Here is a 17208-nt window from a genome sequence, read left to right as displayed (position 1 = left end):
GTGAGATAGACCGGTGTGCCGGTCAGATATGGATCGCCTTGAAGAAGGTCGCCAGCGCGGCTTCCTTGACGGCCTCCGACATCGTCGGATGCGCGTGGCAGGTGCGCGCGAGATCTTCCGACGAACCGCCGAATTCCATCAGTACTGCCGCCTCGTGGATCATCTCGCCGGCGCCGAAACCGACGATATGCGCACCCAGGACGCGATCGGTGGTCTTGTCGGCGAGGATCTTGACGAAGCCGTCCGTGTGCAGCGTCGCGCGGGCCCGGGCGTTCGCCGTGAAGGGGAACTTGCCGACCTTGTATTCGATGCCGGCCTTGCCAAGCTCTTCCTCGGTCTTGCCGACCGATGCGACTTCCGGAGCCGTGTAAACGACGCTCGGAATGACATCATAGTTCACGTGGCCGGCCTGGCCGGCAATGATCTCGGCCGCGGCGACGCCCTCGTCCTCCGCCTTGTGCGCCAGCATAGGCCCGGCGATCACGTCGCCGATGGCATAGATGCCCTCGACATTGGTCCGCAGGTGGCCGTCCACCTTGACCCTGCCGCGGTCGTCGAGTTCGACGCCGGCCGCCTCGAGGCCCAGACCCTCGGTGTAGGGCTTGCGGCCCGTCGCGACCAGCACGACATCCGCCTCGATCGTCTCCGCATCGCCGCCCTTGACCGGCTCGAAGGTGACCGAAGCCCCCTTCTTGGCTTTCGCCACGGCGGTAACCTTCGACCCCGTCTTGATCTCGAAACCCTGCTTGGCGAGCATGCGCTGGAACTGCTTCGCCACTTCGGCGTCCATGCCGCCGAGAATGCTGTCGAGATATTCCACGACGGTTACCTTGGCGCCGAGCCGGGCCCAGACGGAGCCGAGCTCGAGCCCGATGACGCCGCCGCCCACCACGACGAGATGGCCGGGCACCTTGTCGAGCGTCAATGCGCCGGTCGACGAGACGATCACCTTCTCGTCGATGTCGACCTTGACGCCCGGAATGCCGGCAATCTCCGAGCCCGTCGCGATGACGATGTTCTTCGTCTCGACGTCGTGCGTCTTGCCGTCCTCGCCGGTCACCGACACCTTGCCGGCCGCCACGACCTTGCCGGTGCCACGCAGCACGTCGATCTTGTTCTTCTTCATCAGGAAGTCGAGGCCCTTGGTGTTCTGTCCGACCACCTGGTCCTTATGGGCCATCATCTGCTTGAGGTTGAACTTGGGCTTGCCGACGTCGATGCCGAGCGCCTCGAAGGAATGCCCGGCCTCGGCAAACATCTCGGTGGCGTAGAGCAGCGCCTTGGACGGAATGCAGCCGATGTTGACGCAGGTGCCGCCGAGCGTCGGCCACTTCTCGACCAGCGCTGTCTTCAGGCCGAGCTGCGCCGCCTTGATGGCGCAGACATAGCCTCCCGGTCCGCTTCCGATGATGACGACGTCATAAGCCATTTATCTGTTCCTATAGTGTTCGCCGGCGCGCGGCTTGATTGTCGTTCCAGTCCGGTCGCACGTCACCAGATGAGCTGGATCAGCATCATCACCAGGCCGATGATGGAGCCGAGCCAGATCAGCGTCCGCGCGACCGGAACGCCCGCTGCGTAGAGCACCACGTAGATGACGCGGCAGATGATCCAGAGGAGTGCGCCGGTCGCTGCCATGCCGCCGGTCTTGCCGGTGGCGACCAATCCAACCACCAGCGCGATGAAGGCCGGGTAGGTCTCGAGCAGGTTGTGCAGGGCACGCTTCAGTCGCTCGGCCAGGACGCTGTTGGTCTTGCGCTCCTCGTCGCGCGGGCTGAACAGGTAGCCTGGCGTCAGGTCGCCGAGCACGCTCGCCTGCAGGACGATCTGTGCGAGAAGAAGGACGACGCTCCATGCGAGCACGCTGATTTCGGTCGATGCGGCTACGGCTTCCATGGTTTTTCTCCCAGGGTTTGGCGGCGGGCCCATCGCCCGCCTGCCGCATCATAGCCTACAAATCGAGAACCAGGCGCTCCGGATCTTCGAGGCTTTCCTTGACGCGCACGAGGAAGGTCACGGCTTCCTTGCCGTCGACGATGCGGTGATCGTAGGAAAGCGCCAGATACATCATCGGCCGGATCACGATCTGGCCGCCGACGACCACCGGCCGTTCCTGGATCTTGTGCATGCCCAGGATGCCCGACTGCGGCGCGTTGAGGATCGGCGTCGACATCAGCGAGCCATAAACGCCGCCGTTGGAGATGGTGAAGGTGCCGCCCTGCATGTCGGCGACCGAAAGCTTGCCGTCGCGCGCGGCGAGGCCGAGCTTGCCGATTTCCTTCTCGATCTCGGCGATAGACATGGCGTCTGCATTACGCACCACGGGAACGACGAGGCCCTTCTCGGTGCCCACGGCGACGCCGATATGGGCATAGTCCTTGAAGATGATGTCGGTGCCGTCGATCTCGGCGTTGACGGAGGGAATCTCCTTCAGCGCGTGCGTCACCGCCTTGGTGAAGAAGCCCATGAAGCCGAGCTTCACGCCGTGCTTCTTCTCGAAGACGTCCTTGTACTTGGTGCGCAGCGCCATCACCGCGCTCATGTCGACCTCGTTGAAGGTGGTCAGCATGGCAGCCGTGGACTGCGCTTCCTTCAGCCGGCGCGCGATCGTCTGGCGCAGCTTGGTCATGCGAACGCGCTCTTCGCGCGATGCGTCGTCCGGCGTCGAATCCGGGCGCGGCCTTGCCGGCGCCTCGGCCGACTTCGGCGTCTCGGCAGGCTGCGACGGCGCGCCCCTGGCGATGGCGTCGAGAACGTCGCCCTTCAGCACCTGGCCGCGCTTGCCCGAACCCGAAACCTGGTCGACCGCCACATTGCTTTCGGCGGCAAGCTTGGCGGCCGAAGGGGCGGGCGGCATGCTGCGCTCGGTCACTTCCTGGCCGCCGGCAACCTTGGCGCTCTTTTCCTCGGCTTCGCGGCCGGTGCTGCCGCCGGACTCGCCGGCCGCCTGCGCAACGGATTCGGCCTTGGCCGGCGCTTCCTTGGCTTCCTGCTTCGGCGCGGCCTTGGCCGCTCCGCCGCCCTCGGCGATCTGGCCCAGAAGGGCGCCGACGCCGACGGTCTCGCCGTCCTTGGCAGTTATCTCCGACAGGGTGCCGGCTGCTGCTGCCGGGACTTCGATCGTCACCTTGTCGGTTTCAAGCTCGACCAGCGGTTCGTCGATGGCGATGGCGTCGCCGACCTTCTTGAACCATTTGCCGATGGTGGCCTCGGTGACGGATTCGCCGAGTGTGGGGACGCGGATTTCGGTGGCCATGTGCTGTACCTGTCCGTTGCTGTCTCTTTGTTACTACTCGCCCAGCGCGTCTTCGAGGAAGGCCGCGAGCTGTGCCAGGTGCTTCGACATCAGGCCGGTTGCCGGCGATGCCGCCGCCGGACGTCCGGTGTAGCGGACGCGCTGGTGCTTGGCGTCGATGTGGGCGAGCACCCATTCGAGGTAGGGATCGATGAAGGACCATGCGCCCATGTTCTTGGGCTCTTCCTGGCACCACACCATCTCGGCGTTGCGGAACCGCGAAAGCTCGGTGATCAGCGCCTTGGCCGGGAACGGGTAGAGCTGTTCGACGCGCAGCAGGTAGACGTCGTTGATGCCGCGCTTCTCGCGCTCCTCGTAGAGGTCGTAGTAGACCTTGCCGGTGCAGAGCACGACGCGGCGGATTTTGGAATCCTTGACCAGCTTGATCTTCTGGTCATCGAGCAGCTGGGCATCGTCCCACAGCAGGCGGTGGAACGAGCTTTCGCCCGACATCTCGGCCAGCGTCGATACGGCGCGCTTGTGGCGCAGCAGCGACTTCGGCGTCATCAGGATCAGCGGCTTGCGGAAGTCGCGCTTCAGCTGGCGCCGCAGCACGTGGAAATAGTTCGACGGGGTCGTCGGGTAGACGACCTGCATGTTGTCTTCCGCGCAGAGCTGCAGGAAGCGCTCCAGCCTTGCGGACGAATGCTCCGGTCCCTGGCCCTCATAGCCATGCGGCAGCAGGCAGACGAGGCCCGACATGCGCAGCCACTTGCGCTCGCCCGAGGAGATGAACTGGTCGAACACCACCTGCGCGCCGTTGGCGAAGTCGCCGAACTGCGCTTCCCACAGCGTCAGCGCCGCGGGCTGGGCCAGCGAGAAACCGTATTCGAAGCCGAGCACGGCCTCTTCCGACAGCATGGAGTTGATCACTTCGTAGCCCGACTGGGTCGGGCCGAGATTGTTGAGCGGGATGTAGCGGGTTTCGTCCTTCTGGTCATAGAGCACCGAATGGCGCTGCGAGAAGGTGCCGCGCTCGGAATCCTGGCCCGAAAGACGAACCGGGTTGCCGTCGAGCAGGATCGAGCCGAAGGCGAGCGACTCGGCCGTCGACCAGTCGATGCCCTCGCCGGATTCGATCATCCCGCGCCGCGTGTCGAGGAAGCGGCCGATGGTCTTGTGAACCTCGAAATCCTTCGGCACCTCGGTCAGCTTCCTGCCGATCTCCTTCAGCGTCTTCAGCGGAACGGCGGTCTTGCCGCGCCGGAGTTCGTCCTGGTCGTCGGCCTTCTTGAGGCCCGACCAGGCGCCGTCCAGCCAGTCGGCCTTGTTCGGCTTGTAGGCCTGGCCGACATCCCATTCCTTCTCCAGGTGCTCGCGCCAGTCGGCGCGCATCTTGTCGAGCTCCTCGCGCGTGACGTGGCCCTCGGCGATGAGCCGTTCGCCGTAAATCTGCGCCGTCGTGTTGTGGGTGCGGATCTTGCGGTACATGATCGGCTGCGTGAAGGCCGGTTCGTCGCCTTCATTGTGGCCGAAGCGGCGGTAGCAGAACATGTCCACGACCACCGGCTTGTGGAACTTCATGCGGAACTCGATCGCCACCTTGGCCGCGTGCACCACGGCCTCCGGGTCGTCGCCGTTGACGTGGAAGATCGGCGCCTCGATCATCTTGGCGACGTCGGACGGGTAGGGCGACGAGCGCGAGAAGCGCGGATTGGTGGTGAAGCCGATCTGGTTGTTGATGATGAAATGCAGCGTGCCGGCCACGCGGTGGCCGCGCAGTCCCGACAGGCCGAGAATCTCCGAAATCACGCCCTGGCCGGCAAAGGCGGCATCGCCGTGCAGCAGCAGCGGCAGCACCTTGGAGCGTTCCTCCAGCGGCACGATTTCCTCGCGGGTGCGGCCGTAGAGCTGGTCCTGCTTGGCGCGTGCCTTGCCCATCACGACGGGATCGACGATCTCGAGATGCGACGGATTGGCCGTCAGCGACAGGTGAACCTTGTTGCCGTCGAACTCGCGGTCCGACGAGGCGCCGAGATGGTACTTGACGTCGCCCGAGCCTTCGACGTCGTCCGGTGCGAAGGAGCCGCCCTTGAACTCGTGGAAGATCGCGCGGTGCGGCTTGCCCATCACCTGGGAAAGCACGTTGAGGCGGCCGCGGTGGGCCATGCCGAGCACGATGTCCTGCATGCCGAGCGAGCCGCCGCGCTTGATGATCTGCTCGAGCGCCGGGATCAGCGATTCCGCGCCGTCGAGGCCGAATCGCTTTGTGCCCTTGTACTTGACGTCGATGAACTGCTCGAAGCCCTCGGCCTCGATCAGCTTCGACAGGATCGCCTTCTTGCCCTCGGCGGTGAAGAAGATGCCCTTGTCCTGGCCTTCGATGCGCTCCTGGATCCAGCCCTTCTCGGCGGGGTCCGAAATATGCATGAACTCGACGCCGAGCGTCGAGCAGTAGGTCCGCTTGAGGATGTCGAGCATCTCTCGGATCGTCGCGTATTCGAGCCCGAGCATGAAGTCGATGAAGATCGGACGGTCGTAGTCCGCCTCGGTGAAGCCATAGGCCTCGGCCGACAGTTCGTTGTAGTCCTCGAGCGGCTTGGCGATGCCCAGCGGATCGAGTTCGGCATGCAGATGGCCGCGCATGCGGAAGGCGCGGATCATCATCACGGCGCGTACGGAATCGCGCGTCGCCTGCAGCACGTCGGATTCGGAGGCCGTCGCACCGCTGGCGGCGGCCTTGTCGCGCACCTTCTTCTCGATGACCTTCTCGACCAGGCCCCAGTTGCCGTCGAGGGCAGAAACCAGTTCGCCATTGGCCTGCAGCGGCCAGCTCGGCCGCGACCAGGAGGCGCCCTTGGCGTTCTTCTTGACGTCGCCGGCGTCGTCCTTCAGCGCGGCGAAGAAGTCCTGCCATTCGGGATCGACCGCCTGCGGGTCGTCCTGCCAGGCGGCGTGCAGCTGTTCGATATAGTCGGCATTGCCGCCATAAAGGAACGAGGTGAGGGAGAACTGGTCGTTGGCCTGATCTTGTCGCGCCATCATGTTTCCGGAGGTTTGGCCTCCGTCTCCTTGTTCCGGTCTGACCGGTTAACCCTTGATCGCCTCAACCAGCGTCGTGCCGAGCCTGGCCGGGGAAGGCGATACCTTGATGCCTGCCGCTTCCATCGCGGCGATCTTGTCTTCCGCGCCGCCCTTGCCGCCCGAAATCACGGCGCCTGCATGGCCCATGGTGCGTCCGGCAGGTGCCGTGCGTCCGGCGATGAAGCCTGCCATCGGCTTGCGGCGGCCGCGCTTGGCCTCGTCGATGATGAACTGGGCAGCGTCTTCCTCGGCCGAACCGCCGATCTCGCCGATCATGATGATCGACTTGGTCTCGTCGTCGGCCAGGAACATTTCCAGCATGTCGATGAACTCGGTACCCTTCACCGGATCGCCGCCGATGCCGACGGCCGTCGACTGGCCGAGGCCTTCATTGGTGGTCTGAAACACTGCCTCATAGGTAAGTGTTCCCGAGCGGGAGACAACGCCCACCGAGCCCTTCCGGAAAATGTTACCGGGCATGATGCCGATCTTGCACTGGTCGGGCGTCACGACGCCCGGGCAGTTCGGCCCGATCAGCCGCGAGGTCGAGCGGTCGAGCCTCGCCTTAACCTTGATCATGTCCATCACCGGAATGCCCTCGGTGATGCAGACGATCAGCGGGATTTCCGCGTCGATCGCCTCGATGATGGCAGCTGCGGCGCCTGCTGGCGGCACGTAGACGACCGAGGCATTGGCGCCGGTCGCTTCCTTGCCCTCGGCAACGCTCGCGAAGATCGGCAGCGGAACCGAGCCGTCCCACTTGGTGCCGCCCTTCTTCGGGTGGATGCCGCCGACCATCTGCGTGCCGTGATAGGCCAGCGCCTGCTCGGTGTGGAATGAACCGGTGTTGCCGGTCAGGCCCTGCACCAGGATTTTCGTGTTCTTGTCGACGAGAATGGACATGTCGTTACTTACCCTTCACCGCGGCGACGATCTTCTTCGCCGCATCGTCGAGGTCGTCGGCCGAAACGACGTTCAGCCCGCTCTCGTTGATGATCTTCTTGCCGAGTTCGGCGTTGGTGCCCTCGAGGCGAACCACCAGCGGCACCTTCAGCCCGACTTCCTTGACGGCCGCGATCACGCCCTCGGCGATCACGTCGCATTTCATGATGCCGCCGAAGATGTTGATCAGGATGCCCTCGACCGCCGGATCGGCGGTGATGATCTTGAAGGCCGCCGTGACCTTTTCCTTCGAGGCGCCGCCGCCGACGTCGAGGAAGTTGGCGGGCTCGGCACCATAGAGCTTGATGATGTCCATCGTCGCCATGGCGAGCCCGGCGCCGTTGACCATGCAGCCGATATTGCCGTCGAGCGCCACATAGGCGAGGTCGTATTTCGACGCCTCGATCTCCTTGGCGTCCTCCTCGGTGGTGTCGCGCAGCTCGACCACGTCGGGGTGACGGAACAGCGCATTGTTGTCGAACGACACCTTTGCGTCGAGCACGCGCAGGTGCCCGTCCGTCATGACGATCAGCGGATTGACCTCAAGCAGGCTCATGTCCTTCTCGGTGAAGGCCTTGTAGAGGATCGGGAACAGCGTCTCGCCGTCCTTCGCCGCATCGCCGTCGAGCTTCAGCGCTTCGTTCAGCGCCTTCAGGTCGGCTGCCGTCACGCCCTTCTCCGGGTCGATCGCAACGGTGATGATCTTTTCCGGCGTGTCATGCGCCACCGCCTCGATGTCCATGCCGCCCTCGGTCGAAACGACGAAGGCGACGCGGCCGACCGTGCGGTCGACCAGCAGCGAGAGATAGAGTTCGCGGTCGATGTCGGCGCCGTCCTCGATGTAGAGGCGGTTGACCTGCTTGCCGGCCGGGCCGGTCTGCTTGGTGACCAGCGTGTTGCCGAGCATCTCGTTGGTGTTGGCAACGACCTCTTCGACGGACTTGGCGAGCCTGACGCCGCCCTTGGCGTCAGGCCCTAGTTCCTTGAACTTGCCCTTGCCGCGGCCGCCGGCATGGATCTGGCTCTTCACCACGTAGAGCGGTCCGGGCAGCTTCTTGGCTGCAGCCTCGGCCTCGCCGGCCTTGAAGACGGGAACGCCTTCGGCGACCGGTGCGCCGAACGACTTCAGCAGGGCCTTGCCCTGATACTCATGAATGTTCATGGAGCGGGGACCTTATTTCTTGGCCAGGTTCGGCGCGATGTTGACGCAGGCTTCGCACAGCGTCTGGACCGACTGGACCGACTTGTCGAACATCTTCTGCTCGGCCTTGTTGAGGTCGATCTCGATGACGCGCTCGACGCCGCCGGCGCCGATCACCGTCGGCACGCCGACATAGAGGTTCTTGACGCCGTACTGGCCCGACAGGTGCGCCGCGCAGGGCAGCACGCGCTTCTTGTCCTTGAGGTAGGCCTCGGCCATCTGGATGCCGGAGGAGGCCGGCGCGTAGAAGGCCGAACCGGTCTTCAGGAGGCCGACGATCTCGGCGCCGCCGTCGCGGGTGCGCTGGACGATCTGGTCGAGCTTCTCCTTGGTGGTCCAGCCCATCTTGATCAGGTCGGGCAGCGGAATGCCGGCAACAGTCGAGTAGCGCGGCAGCGGCACCATGGTGTCGCCATGGCCGCCGAGCACGAAGGCGGTGACGTCCTCGACCGAGACCTTGAACTCGTCGGCGAGGAAATGGCGGAAGCGCGCCGAGTCGAGAATCCCGGCCATGCCGACGACATGTGTCTTGGGCAGGCCGGAGAACTTCTGCAGCGCCCAGACCATCGCGTCGAGCGGGTTGGTGATGCAGATGACGAAGGCGTTGGGGGCGTATTTCTTGATGCCGGCGCCGACCTGCTCCATGACCTTGAGGTTGACGCCGATCAGGTCGTCGCGGCTCATGCCGGGCTTGCGCGGCACGCCGGCGGTGACGATGCAGACGTCGGCGCCCTCGATGCCGGAATAATCGTTGACGCCCTGGAAGCGGCCGTCCTGGCCTTCGACGGGCATCGCCTGTGCGATGTCGAGCGCCTTGCCCTGGGGCATGCCTTCGGCGATGTCGAACATGACGACGTCGCCGAGCTCCTTGAGGCCGATGAGATGGGCGAGCGTGCCGCCGATCATGCCGGAACCGATGAGGGCAATCTTGTTGCGTGCCATGTGCGGAATTTTCCCTTTATCTGTGACCGGGCAATGACAGGGCCCGAAAGGAGTTTTAAGGCCAGAGAGGATGCGGGCATGAGGCCAGAATTGGGCCTTGGCAATAGCGCTATGGTATTAGTTTTTCAAACGATTATTTCGAGCCGAATGTTTTCAATCGGTTAGATCAATTGGGGCTTACGTAAACGTCAAATATTTTGGCCGCTCTTTCGCGCGGACCAGTCTTCCAGCCAGTCCTTGCCCTGCATTTCGATGAGCCGGGAGGCGGTGCGGGAGAACTCGAAACCCTCGGTCCCGCGCTTGCCCGCATAGAGATCGTCCGGCGGCGCCTCGGCGCTGATGAATAGCCGCGTGTGGCTGTCGTAGAGCGTGTCGATGAGCAGGATGAAGCGCTTCGCCTCGTTGCGGCGGCCTTCGGCCAGCACCGGGACATGGTCGACGAAAACGGTCGAGTAGCGCGCCGCGATCGCCAGGTAGTCGCGCGCGCCGAGCGGCCTTTCGCAAAGGTCGGCGAAGTCGAAGCGCGCGGCACTGCCCGCCGCCTGTGGCACCGGCACCTTGCGCCCCTTGACGGCGATATTGTCCGGCCGCGCCGGCACGCCGTCGATCACGGCCTCCCAGGCATCGTCCATGGCCGCGTCCGTCGCAGGCGACAGCGGCGTCATGTAGATGGGCATGCCGGCGAGCTTCGCCTGCCTGTAGTCCTGCACGTCGCCGAGGCCCAGCACCCTGGCGTTGCGCTTCAATATGCCGATGAAGGGCTCGAACAGCGCCCGGTTCAGCCCGTCGCGATAGAGGTCGTCCGGCGCCACGTTGGAGGTCGCCACCAGCACCACGCCATTGGCAAACAGCGCGGAAAACAGCCGCGACAGGATCATGGCGTCGGCGATGTCGGTCACGGAAAACTCGTCGAAGCAGAGCACCCAGGCCTCGTCGGCGAGCGCGCGGGCGACCGGCGGGATCGGATCGTCTTCCTTGGTGTCGCCGTTCTTGCGGTCGAGCCGGTGTTTCTGGATGCGGTCGTGCACCTCGGCCATGAAGGCATGGAAATGCGCGCGCCGCTTGCGGCGCACCGGCACGGTCTCGAAAAACAGGTCCATCAGCATGGTCTTGCCGATGCCGACGCCGCCATGGACATAGAGGCCCTTGACCGGCTCGAGCGAGCGCCGGTTCTTGGCGAACAGCCAGCCCAGCGCGCTCGACTTGCGGGCCAGCCGCTTGGCGCGGATCTCGTCGTTCAGCTCGTCGAGCGCGGCGACCAGCGGCAATTGCAGCGCATCCTCGCGAATCTCGCCGGTTTCGACGAGATGCGCGTAGCGCTGTGCGACGGTCGTGTGGGTCTGGATGCCGTCACGCAGGTGCATCGGTAATCTGGCGGGCTGGTTGGGGCGGGCTGCCTATCTGGAAAGCGAGATAGGCAAGCCGGTCGATGTCTGTCCATCGAATTTTTCAGGCCCGGACGAATAGAGCCGCGCGACCACCGAGCCGCTCTCGTCGTAGAGCGACAGCTGCTTGCCGGCGACATTCCAGGACTTCACGCCATCGACGGGTGCCGGGCAGCGCAGCGGACCGGCACGATAGCCCTGGCCGAACTTGGTCTGCGGCGTCGCGACGCGACAGCTCTGGCCGGAGACCGAGGCGTTCCACACACCGGCAACGCTGGCGGTGGTGATGTCGGGTGCGGTCGCAGCCGGATCGGCGCCGGGGTTGATCGACGCGACCTCGCTCGAGGCGCCGGGCGCTTCGGGGAAGGCGGTCGGATCGGCCGGGGCGCTGGGCGCCGGCGTGACCGGAGGCGGCAGCGCGCTCGTCGCGACCTGGCCGCTCGGCGCGGCCTGCAGCGGCTCTGGGCGCGTGTTCATCGACGAGAAGCGCGTGCTTGAGCAGCCCGCGGCAAGCAACGCCAGCAGCGAAACGGCCACAAGACCGGTCTTCGAATAAGCCATTCCAACCTCCGTCGGCGCCACTGGCTGGCGGCGTCCGATCAATTCGTGTCCCTCTCACCATGATGCTGGTGAAGGTGGCCAAATTTCATCCTGATATGGTTAAAATACGGTTTGCGTCGAAAATATTGCGAAAATGAGATTTGTCGACGCGCCGGCTCAGGGGCCGATCACCTTGCTCGGCACGAAAACATAGCCGCCCGGGCCGACGAGGTGGCATTCGCGCAGGCCGTGCGGCTTGTCGATCGAGCCGGAGAGAACATGGTGGCCGTGCTCTGCCGCGCGGGCTTCGGCCGCATCCGGATCGACGCCGTAGAGACGCAGTTCGATGCCGGTGCCGCGCAACTCGACATCGCGAATGATCCCGCTCATCGGATTGTCGGAGTAGGAATGGTCCGCATGCAGCATGAAGACTGAACCGAAAAGCGTCACCGCCGCGAAATCCTCGTCGGCATAGACCACGGTGGCGCCGAGCACGTCACGGCAGAAAGCCTCCATCGGGGCGATCTCGGTGACGAGCAGGTTGACGCCGAGGCCACGCGGCAGCGAGCGGCCGAAATCGTCGGCTGCCATCCAGGGTGTCTTTGTCCGCTTCATCACCATCGGGCCGCTCCTTTGGTCCGCAGCCTAGCCAGCACTTCGGCGGCGGCAAAGGCACGCATGGCGGCAAACGCTTGCGCCAGACGGGGGCAGGCCTATCTTCAAATGACAAAGCAGGGTGCCAGGCGAAAAGGATTGCCGACAGTGACAAGAGCAGGTTGCAGGCGCGCCGCATGACAAGGCGCGGGAGTTCGGCCAATCGCTACTATGAGGGCCCGTCCAGCGATCACTTTCGCGACGGCATCTTCTTCAATCCCGGCGGCGAGGCGCCGCGCGGATTCACCGATCTGCTGCGCTGGCAGTTCGGCGGCGGGCGGTCGAAATGGCCGTCCTCGTGGCCGAGCCCGCACGCGCCCGCCAGGCCGGTCGAACGGGTCGAGGGAAAGACGCTGCGCGTCACCATGATCGGCCATGCCTCGATGCTGCTTCAGCTTCATGGCCTCAACATCCTTGTCGATCCGGTCTGGTCAAAGCGGGTCTCGCCCTTTTCCTTCGCGGGGCCGGGAAGGGTGAATGAGCCGGGCGTCGCCTTCGCGGATCTTCCGCCCATCGACCTCGTTCTGGTCAGCCACAACCACTACGACCACATGGACCGCGCAACGCTGGCGCGTCTCAAGGCCGCACACGATCCGCGCTTCGTCACGCCGCTCGGCAACGACGCGATCATCGCCGCCGCCGCACCCGGCGCCAGGGTCTCGGCGCATGACTGGGGCGACAGCGTGCCGGTCGGCGACGGCCTCACCGTCCATGTCACGCCGGCGCATCACTGGTCGGCGCGCGGCACGCGCGACCGCCGCATGGCCCTGTGGAGCGGTTTCGTCATCGAGGCGCCGTCCGGCAAGGTGCTGGTCGCGGGCGATACCGGCTTCCACGGTGGCCGGCACTACAGCGATCTCGCCCGGATGCACGGCTCCTTCCGCCTCTCGGTGCTGCCGATCGGCGCCTATGAGCCGCGCTGGTTCATGGAAGCGCAACACCAGAACCCGGAAGAGGCCGTGGAGGGAATGCTGCTCAGCAAGTCCGCCTTCGCGGCCGGCTGCCACTGGGGCACGTTCCAGCTCACCAACGAGCCGATCGACGAGCCGCGCGAGCGGCTGCTCGCGGCGCTCGAGGCAAAGGGGCTGCCGCGCGAGAACTTCCGGCCGATGCTGCCCGGCGAAGTCTGGGACGTGCCGGCGGAGCCGCTCGCGATTGCCGGCGAAGTCAATGACAGGCCGGCGGCGGGCAGCTAGCCGCCCGCATGCAGGTCCTGCGGGGTAAGCATCCCGGCCTGCTGCGGCGCGACCGTGGCAATCGCGTCCGGCTGCAGGATTGCCTTGATCGCCGCCCAGCTCTCCTTCGGGTGAACCGGCCGGTACGCCTTCTCGATCAGGCTTGCCAGCGATTCCCGATAGGCCGTGTCCTCGGACATCCGCCGGATTGCGGCGTACCAGGCCACCTCGTCATCAGGATCGATTGCTGGCATCAGCCCCCGGACTGCCTCTTGCAGGGCCGGCGCCGTCGAAACGATTACCGGCGTGCCGAAGTCGAGGCATTCGGATGCGCCGAGCCCCCAGCCTTCATCGTATGATGGAATGACGCCGAACAATGCGCTGCGATAGAGTTCGATAAGTTCGAGGTCGCTGACCTGCCCGACGAAATCGACATGCCCGGCAAGCTGCGGATTGGCCGCCATGTAGGCCTGAAGTTCTGCGATCAGCCAGCCCCGCTTGCCGACACATACGAGCTTGGGAAGCCTGACGCCGTCGTCGAGCGCGCGCTTCCAGATGCGGGCGAGGAGTATGTGATTCTTGCGGATTTCGACCGTCGAGCAATAGAGGACAAATGGTTCGCGGGCCGGCAGCCGGGATGTCAGTCCCAACGAGTCGGCCTGATCGTAGAGAATCGACGGCATCGGGAGCACGTCCGCGCGCTGCGCCTCCCCGCCGACGGCAGGGAACGCCCTAGAGAAGCAGTCCAGCGTGTGGCGCGAGACACACAGGGCGTGGGAGCCCGTCGCCACCAGATGGCTGAACTTGCCGGCGAACTCGGCTGCGTAGCTTTGCGTGCCGACATGTTCCGGTTGCAGGAACGGAATCAGGTCATGGCAGATGAAAGCTCGTCGGGAGGTGGCCTGCATGGCTGCATGGAAAGACCTGCCAAGGCCAGCAGGGTCGGAAAACAGAACGGTACCGCGGACGGGCCGAGGGTCGGCAGCCCCCTTGTCTCCGGCTTGCAGGGACGACAGCAGCTTCCAGAACAACCGGTAGGAACGCACAACGATCTTCGAGATGCGAAACCGCAGGCTGGCGGGCCCCTTTCCGGTGATCGCGGCGGCGGCGAGCCGGTCGAAATCCTTGCGCAGGTTCGGCGCCTTCTTTGCGAGCGCGAAGGCCTTGCGGTACTTCTCCAGCGTTCCGTCCGTGCTGCCGGGAAAGCGAAAGTCGGTGGAATTCAGCCGTTCTTCCTCATCCGGGTTCATGCGGCGGAAGATGCCCTTCGCTTCGTCGAAGACAACCGCTCCGACCAGGGGGTCGTCGTCGAGACATGCTTGCCGTACCAGAAAGCTCTGCACCCGCGAGATGCCGGTCAACGGAAATGCCGCAACGGAGACGAGGTCCGTGGCGTCGACGAAAAGCCCCAAATTCTCCTCGGTTCCAGACACCGAACCGCCCCCGTTTCCCATGGATGGCTTAGGCCGCCGGAATCCAGCCCGGCCGCTTGCGCCTGCCCCTACAATAATTCCGGCGGCTTGTCGCGACATTGGTTGAGGTTTCCGTGAGCGGCAAACGTCCGGAACGCATGCTCGCGCTTTGCGTTGGAACCCCATACGCATTATTCCGAGGGAGTATTTTCAATGATCAAGTGGATTCTCATCCTCCTTATCGTCGCTGCCGCGGCAAGCCTGCTCGGCATGCCCGCACTGGCCGGCGCCGCCGCAACCGGTGCCCGCATTCTGATCGGCATCGCGCTGATCCTGTTCCTGCTTCTCGTGCTGGGCGTCTTTGCCCTGACGTAACTGCCGAGGGGGCGGCTGCACTGGTAATTTGCAGGTCTTTCGGCCATATAGCGCCGAACAGAAAAGAGTTTTCGCAAAGACCATGGCCAGTGCAGCCGCCTTCGCCAAGATGAACGGGCTCGGCAACGACATCATCGTTGCGGACATGCGCGGTCGTGCCGATCGCGTCAGCCCGGCGGCTGCGGTTGCGCTTAACGCCGACCCGGCGACCCGCTTCGACCAGATCATGGCGATCCACGACCCCCGCACGGCCGGTACCGTAAACTATGTCGAGATCCTGAATTCCGACGGCACTTTCGCGCAGGCCTGCGGCAACGGCATGCGTTGCGTGGTGCAGGCGCTCGCCGCGGAAACCGGGCAGAAGCTGTTCACCTTCGAGACCGTCGCCGGCATCCTCAATGCCGAGGAGCACGCCGACGGGCTGATCTCGGTGGACATGGGCGTGCCGCGCTTCGGCTGGCAGGACATCCCGCTTGCCGAGGAATTTCGCGACACCCGCATGATCGAGTTGCAGGTCGGCCCGATCGACGCGCCGATCCTGCATTCGCCCTCTGTCGCCAGCATGGGCAACCCGCATGCCATCTTCTGGGTCGACAATGACGTCTGGTCCTACGAGCTAGAGCGCGTCGGCCCCCTGCTCGAAAACCATCCGATCTTCCCCCAACGCGCCAACATCTCGATCGCCCAGGTCACCGCGCGCGATGCCGTGACCATCCGCACATGGGAGCGCGGCGCCGGACTGACGCGCGCCTGCGGCTCGGCCGCCTGCGCCGTTGCGGTCAGTGCCGCACGCACCAACCGCACCGATCGCACGGTGACGGTCACCGTTCCCGGCGGCCCGCTGCGGATCGAATGGCGCGATGACGACCACGTCCTGATGACCGGTCCGGCCGAGTGGGAATTTTCGGGCACCTTCGACCCAAAGACCGGCGCCTGGGCGCGCGAAGAGCAGGGTGCGGCCTGATGGCGGTCGACGTCGTCACCTTCGGCTGCCGGCTCAACACCTATGAGTCCGAGGTGATGCGGCGCGAGGCCGAGACGGCCGGTCTCGGCGAGCTCGAAAACGGCGCGGTGATCTTCAACACCTGCGCGGTAACGCAGGAGGCGGTGCGCCAGGCCAGGCAGTCGATCCGCAAGGCGCGGCGCGAAAACCCGCAGGCCCGCATCATCGTCACCGGCTGCGCGGCGCAGACCGATCCGACATCCTTTGCTTCCATGGACGAGGTCGATCTCGTGCTCGGCAACGAGGAAAAGCTGAAGGCGCACAACTACCGGGCGCTGCCGGACTTCGGCGTCAACGATTTCGAGAAGGCCCGCGTCAACGACATCTTCTCGGTGCGCGAAACCGCCTCGCACATGGTCGACGCCATCGAGGGCAGGGCACGCGCCTTCGTGCAGGTCCAGAACGGCTGCGACCATCGTTGCACTTTCTGCATCATCCCCTACGGCCGCGGAAATTCGCGCTCCGTGCCGATGGGCGCGGTGGTCGAGCAGGTCCGGCGACTGGCCGAAAACGGCTATGCCGAAGTCGTGCTGACGGGGGTCGACATGACCAGCTTCGGCGCCGACCTGCCCGGCCAGCCGAGGCTCGGCAAGCTGGTCAAGACGATCCTCAGGCAGGTGCCCGAAGTGGCGCGGCTCAGGCTTTCCTCCATCGATTCCATCGAGGCGGACGAGGACCTGCTCGACGCCATCGCGACCGAGAAGCGGCTCATGCCGCATCTTCATCTGTCGCTCCAGTCGGGCGACGACATGATCCTGAAGCGCATGAAGCGGCGGCATCTGCGCGACGATTCGATCCGCTTCTGCGAGGACGTCAGGAAGCTGCGGCCCGACATGGTCTTCGGTGCCGACATCATCGCCGGGTTTCCGACCGAAACCGACGAGATGTTCGCCAGTTCGGAGCGCATCGTTGCGGAATGCGGGCTGACCCACCTGCACGTCTTCCCCTTCTCGCCGCGCGAGGGAACGCCCGCCGCGCGCATGCCGCAGGTGAAGCGCGAGATCGTCAAGGAACGCGCGCAGAGATTGCGGTCCGCCGGCGAGGCTGCCTACAGGCGGCATCTGGATTCGCTTGCCGGCACGGCGCAGCAGGTGCTCGTCGAGCGCGAGGGGCTGGGGCGTACCGAAGGCTTTACCCTGACCAGGCTCGACACCGGCAAGCCGGGCGAGATCGTCGCAGCCACCATCACCGGCCATGACGGCGAGCGGCTGATTGCCGAGCCCGCCCGGTCGATTTCTTCTCCTCGGGCCGCCTGAGACC

15 protein-coding genes are annotated in these 17208 nt (G+C 64.9%); 4 read left to right on the top strand and 11 right to left on the bottom strand.

Going from position 1 to position 17208, the window contains the following annotated elements; all coding sequences use genetic code 11:
- Positions 1-22: 22 nt before the first annotated feature.
- The 10 genes from lpdA to ACT2BZ_RS04785 all read right to left on the bottom strand — a co-directional run bounded on the left by lpdA (position 23) and on the right by ACT2BZ_RS04785 (position 11944).
- A complete protein-coding gene (lpdA, locus tag ACT2BZ_RS04830) occupies positions 23-1429 on the bottom strand; it encodes a dihydrolipoyl dehydrogenase (RefSeq protein ID WP_457939712.1) in 1407 nt (468 codons plus the stop codon).
- 62 nt (positions 1430-1491) lie between these two features.
- Positions 1492-1896, bottom strand: a complete 405-nt coding sequence (locus ACT2BZ_RS04825; RefSeq protein ID WP_457939711.1) for an MAPEG family protein — start codon at positions 1894-1896, stop codon at positions 1492-1494.
- A gap of 55 nt (positions 1897-1951) precedes the next feature.
- Entirely contained in the window at positions 1952-3256 is a 1305-nt protein-coding gene (odhB, locus tag ACT2BZ_RS04820) for a 2-oxoglutarate dehydrogenase complex dihydrolipoyllysine-residue succinyltransferase (RefSeq protein WP_457939710.1), read from the bottom strand.
- A gap of 33 nt (positions 3257-3289) precedes the next feature.
- Positions 3290-6277 carry a 2-oxoglutarate dehydrogenase E1 component gene (locus tag ACT2BZ_RS04815; RefSeq protein ID WP_457941224.1) on the bottom strand — a complete coding sequence of 996 codons (2988 nt, stop codon included), beginning with the start codon at positions 6275-6277 and terminating at the stop codon, positions 3290-3292.
- A 48-nt stretch (positions 6278-6325) separates the two neighbouring features.
- Positions 6326-7222: a succinate--CoA ligase subunit alpha gene (sucD, locus tag ACT2BZ_RS04810; RefSeq protein WP_457939708.1), complete on the bottom strand. Its 897-nt coding sequence runs from the start codon at positions 7220-7222 to the stop codon at positions 6326-6328.
- 4 nt (positions 7223-7226) lie between these two features.
- Positions 7227-8423: an ADP-forming succinate--CoA ligase subunit beta gene (sucC, locus tag ACT2BZ_RS04805; RefSeq protein WP_457939706.1), complete on the bottom strand. Its 1197-nt coding sequence runs from the start codon at positions 8421-8423 to the stop codon at positions 7227-7229.
- Positions 8424-8435: 12 nt separating this feature from the next.
- The gene (gene mdh / locus ACT2BZ_RS04800; RefSeq protein WP_457939704.1) at positions 8436-9404 is read right to left on the bottom strand and encodes a malate dehydrogenase; all 969 of its coding nucleotides are present in this window, start codon (positions 9402-9404) and stop codon (positions 8436-8438) included.
- A gap of 188 nt (positions 9405-9592) precedes the next feature.
- On the bottom strand, positions 9593-10768 hold the full coding sequence (gene zapE / locus ACT2BZ_RS04795) for a cell division protein ZapE (RefSeq protein ID WP_457939702.1): 1176 nt from the start codon (positions 10766-10768) through the stop codon (positions 9593-9595).
- Between the two features lie 33 nt (positions 10769-10801).
- Positions 10802-11350: an AprI/Inh family metalloprotease inhibitor gene (locus ACT2BZ_RS04790; protein ID WP_457939700.1), complete on the bottom strand. Its 549-nt coding sequence runs from the start codon at positions 11348-11350 to the stop codon at positions 10802-10804.
- Positions 11351-11506: 156 nt separating this feature from the next.
- Positions 11507-11944: a hypothetical protein gene (locus ACT2BZ_RS04785; RefSeq protein WP_457939698.1), complete on the bottom strand. Its 438-nt coding sequence runs from the start codon at positions 11942-11944 to the stop codon at positions 11507-11509.
- A gap of 176 nt (positions 11945-12120) precedes the next feature.
- On the opposite strand from ACT2BZ_RS04785, the gene ACT2BZ_RS04780 reads away from it, so the two are divergent.
- Positions 12121-13179, top strand: a complete 1059-nt coding sequence (locus tag ACT2BZ_RS04780; RefSeq protein ID WP_457939696.1) for an MBL fold metallo-hydrolase — start codon at positions 12121-12123, stop codon at positions 13177-13179.
- Here the strand turns inward: ACT2BZ_RS04780 and ACT2BZ_RS04775 are convergent.
- Positions 13176-14762 carry a glycosyltransferase family 4 protein gene (locus ACT2BZ_RS04775; protein WP_457939694.1) on the bottom strand — a complete coding sequence of 529 codons (1587 nt, stop codon included), beginning with the start codon at positions 14760-14762 and terminating at the stop codon, positions 13176-13178. The two genes, ACT2BZ_RS04780 and ACT2BZ_RS04775, sit on opposite strands and share 4 nt — an antisense overlap.
- A 21-nt stretch (positions 14763-14783) precedes the next feature.
- Here ACT2BZ_RS04775 and ACT2BZ_RS04770 point away from each other — a divergent pair, with 21 nt between their 5' ends.
- From ACT2BZ_RS04770 to mtaB, 3 genes are all read left to right on the top strand, one after another.
- On the top strand, positions 14784-14945 hold the full coding sequence (locus tag ACT2BZ_RS04770) for a DUF1328 domain-containing protein (RefSeq protein ID WP_457939693.1): 162 nt from the start codon (positions 14784-14786) through the stop codon (positions 14943-14945).
- Between the two features lie 82 nt (positions 14946-15027).
- Positions 15028-15909: a diaminopimelate epimerase gene (gene dapF, locus ACT2BZ_RS04765; protein WP_457939692.1), complete on the top strand. Its 882-nt coding sequence runs from the start codon at positions 15028-15030 to the stop codon at positions 15907-15909.
- Entirely contained in the window at positions 15909-17204 is a 1296-nt protein-coding gene (gene mtaB, locus ACT2BZ_RS04760; RefSeq protein ID WP_457939690.1) for a tRNA (N(6)-L-threonylcarbamoyladenosine(37)-C(2))-methylthiotransferase MtaB, read from the top strand. The genes dapF and mtaB overlap by 1 nt, the downstream gene beginning before the upstream one ends.
- Positions 17205-17208 lie beyond the last annotated feature (4 nt).

The sequence above is a fragment of the Mesorhizobium sp. 10J20-29 genome (genome assembly GCF_054130485.1).
Note: the sequence above shows the minus strand (reverse complement) of the source record. Positions and strands in the feature narration are given on the sequence as shown.

Bases quoted from the DNA above. Each gene is read 5' to 3' on its own strand.
- ACT2BZ_RS04790 (WP_457939700.1), bottom strand. From the start codon at position 11,350: ATGGCTTATTCGAAGACCGGTCTTGTGGCCGTTTCGCTGCTGGCGTTG.
- zapE (WP_457939702.1), bottom strand. From the start codon at position 10,768: ATGCACCTGCGTGACGGCATCCAGACCCACACGACCGTCGCACAGCGC.
- ACT2BZ_RS04770 (WP_457939693.1), top strand. From the start codon at position 14,784: ATGATCAAGTGGATTCTCATCCTCCTTATCGTCGCTGCCGCGGCAAGC.
- ACT2BZ_RS04775 (WP_457939694.1), bottom strand. From the start codon at position 14,762: ATGCGTATGGGGTTCCAACGCAAAGCGCGAGCATGCGTTCCGGACGTT.
- odhB (WP_457939710.1), bottom strand. From the start codon at position 3,256: ATGGCCACCGAAATCCGCGTCCCCACACTCGGCGAATCCGTCACCGAG.
- dapF (WP_457939692.1), top strand. From the start codon at position 15,028: ATGGCCAGTGCAGCCGCCTTCGCCAAGATGAACGGGCTCGGCAACGAC.
- mtaB (WP_457939690.1), top strand. From the start codon at position 15,909: ATGGCGGTCGACGTCGTCACCTTCGGCTGCCGGCTCAACACCTATGAG.
- sucD (WP_457939708.1), bottom strand. From the start codon at position 7,222: ATGTCCATTCTCGTCGACAAGAACACGAAAATCCTGGTGCAGGGCCTG.
- ACT2BZ_RS04785 (WP_457939698.1), bottom strand. From the start codon at position 11,944: ATGAAGCGGACAAAGACACCCTGGATGGCAGCCGACGATTTCGGCCGC.
- sucC (WP_457939706.1), bottom strand. From the start codon at position 8,423: ATGAACATTCATGAGTATCAGGGCAAGGCCCTGCTGAAGTCGTTCGGC.
- mdh (WP_457939704.1), bottom strand. From the start codon at position 9,404: ATGGCACGCAACAAGATTGCCCTCATCGGTTCCGGCATGATCGGCGGC.
- ACT2BZ_RS04825 (WP_457939711.1), bottom strand. From the start codon at position 1,896: ATGGAAGCCGTAGCCGCATCGACCGAAATCAGCGTGCTCGCATGGAGC.
- ACT2BZ_RS04815 (WP_457941224.1), bottom strand. From the start codon at position 6,277: ATGGCGCGACAAGATCAGGCCAACGACCAGTTCTCCCTCACCTCGTTC.
- ACT2BZ_RS04780 (WP_457939696.1), top strand. From the start codon at position 12,121: ATGACAAGGCGCGGGAGTTCGGCCAATCGCTACTATGAGGGCCCGTCC.
- lpdA (WP_457939712.1), bottom strand. From the start codon at position 1,429: ATGGCTTATGACGTCGTCATCATCGGAAGCGGACCGGGAGGCTATGTC.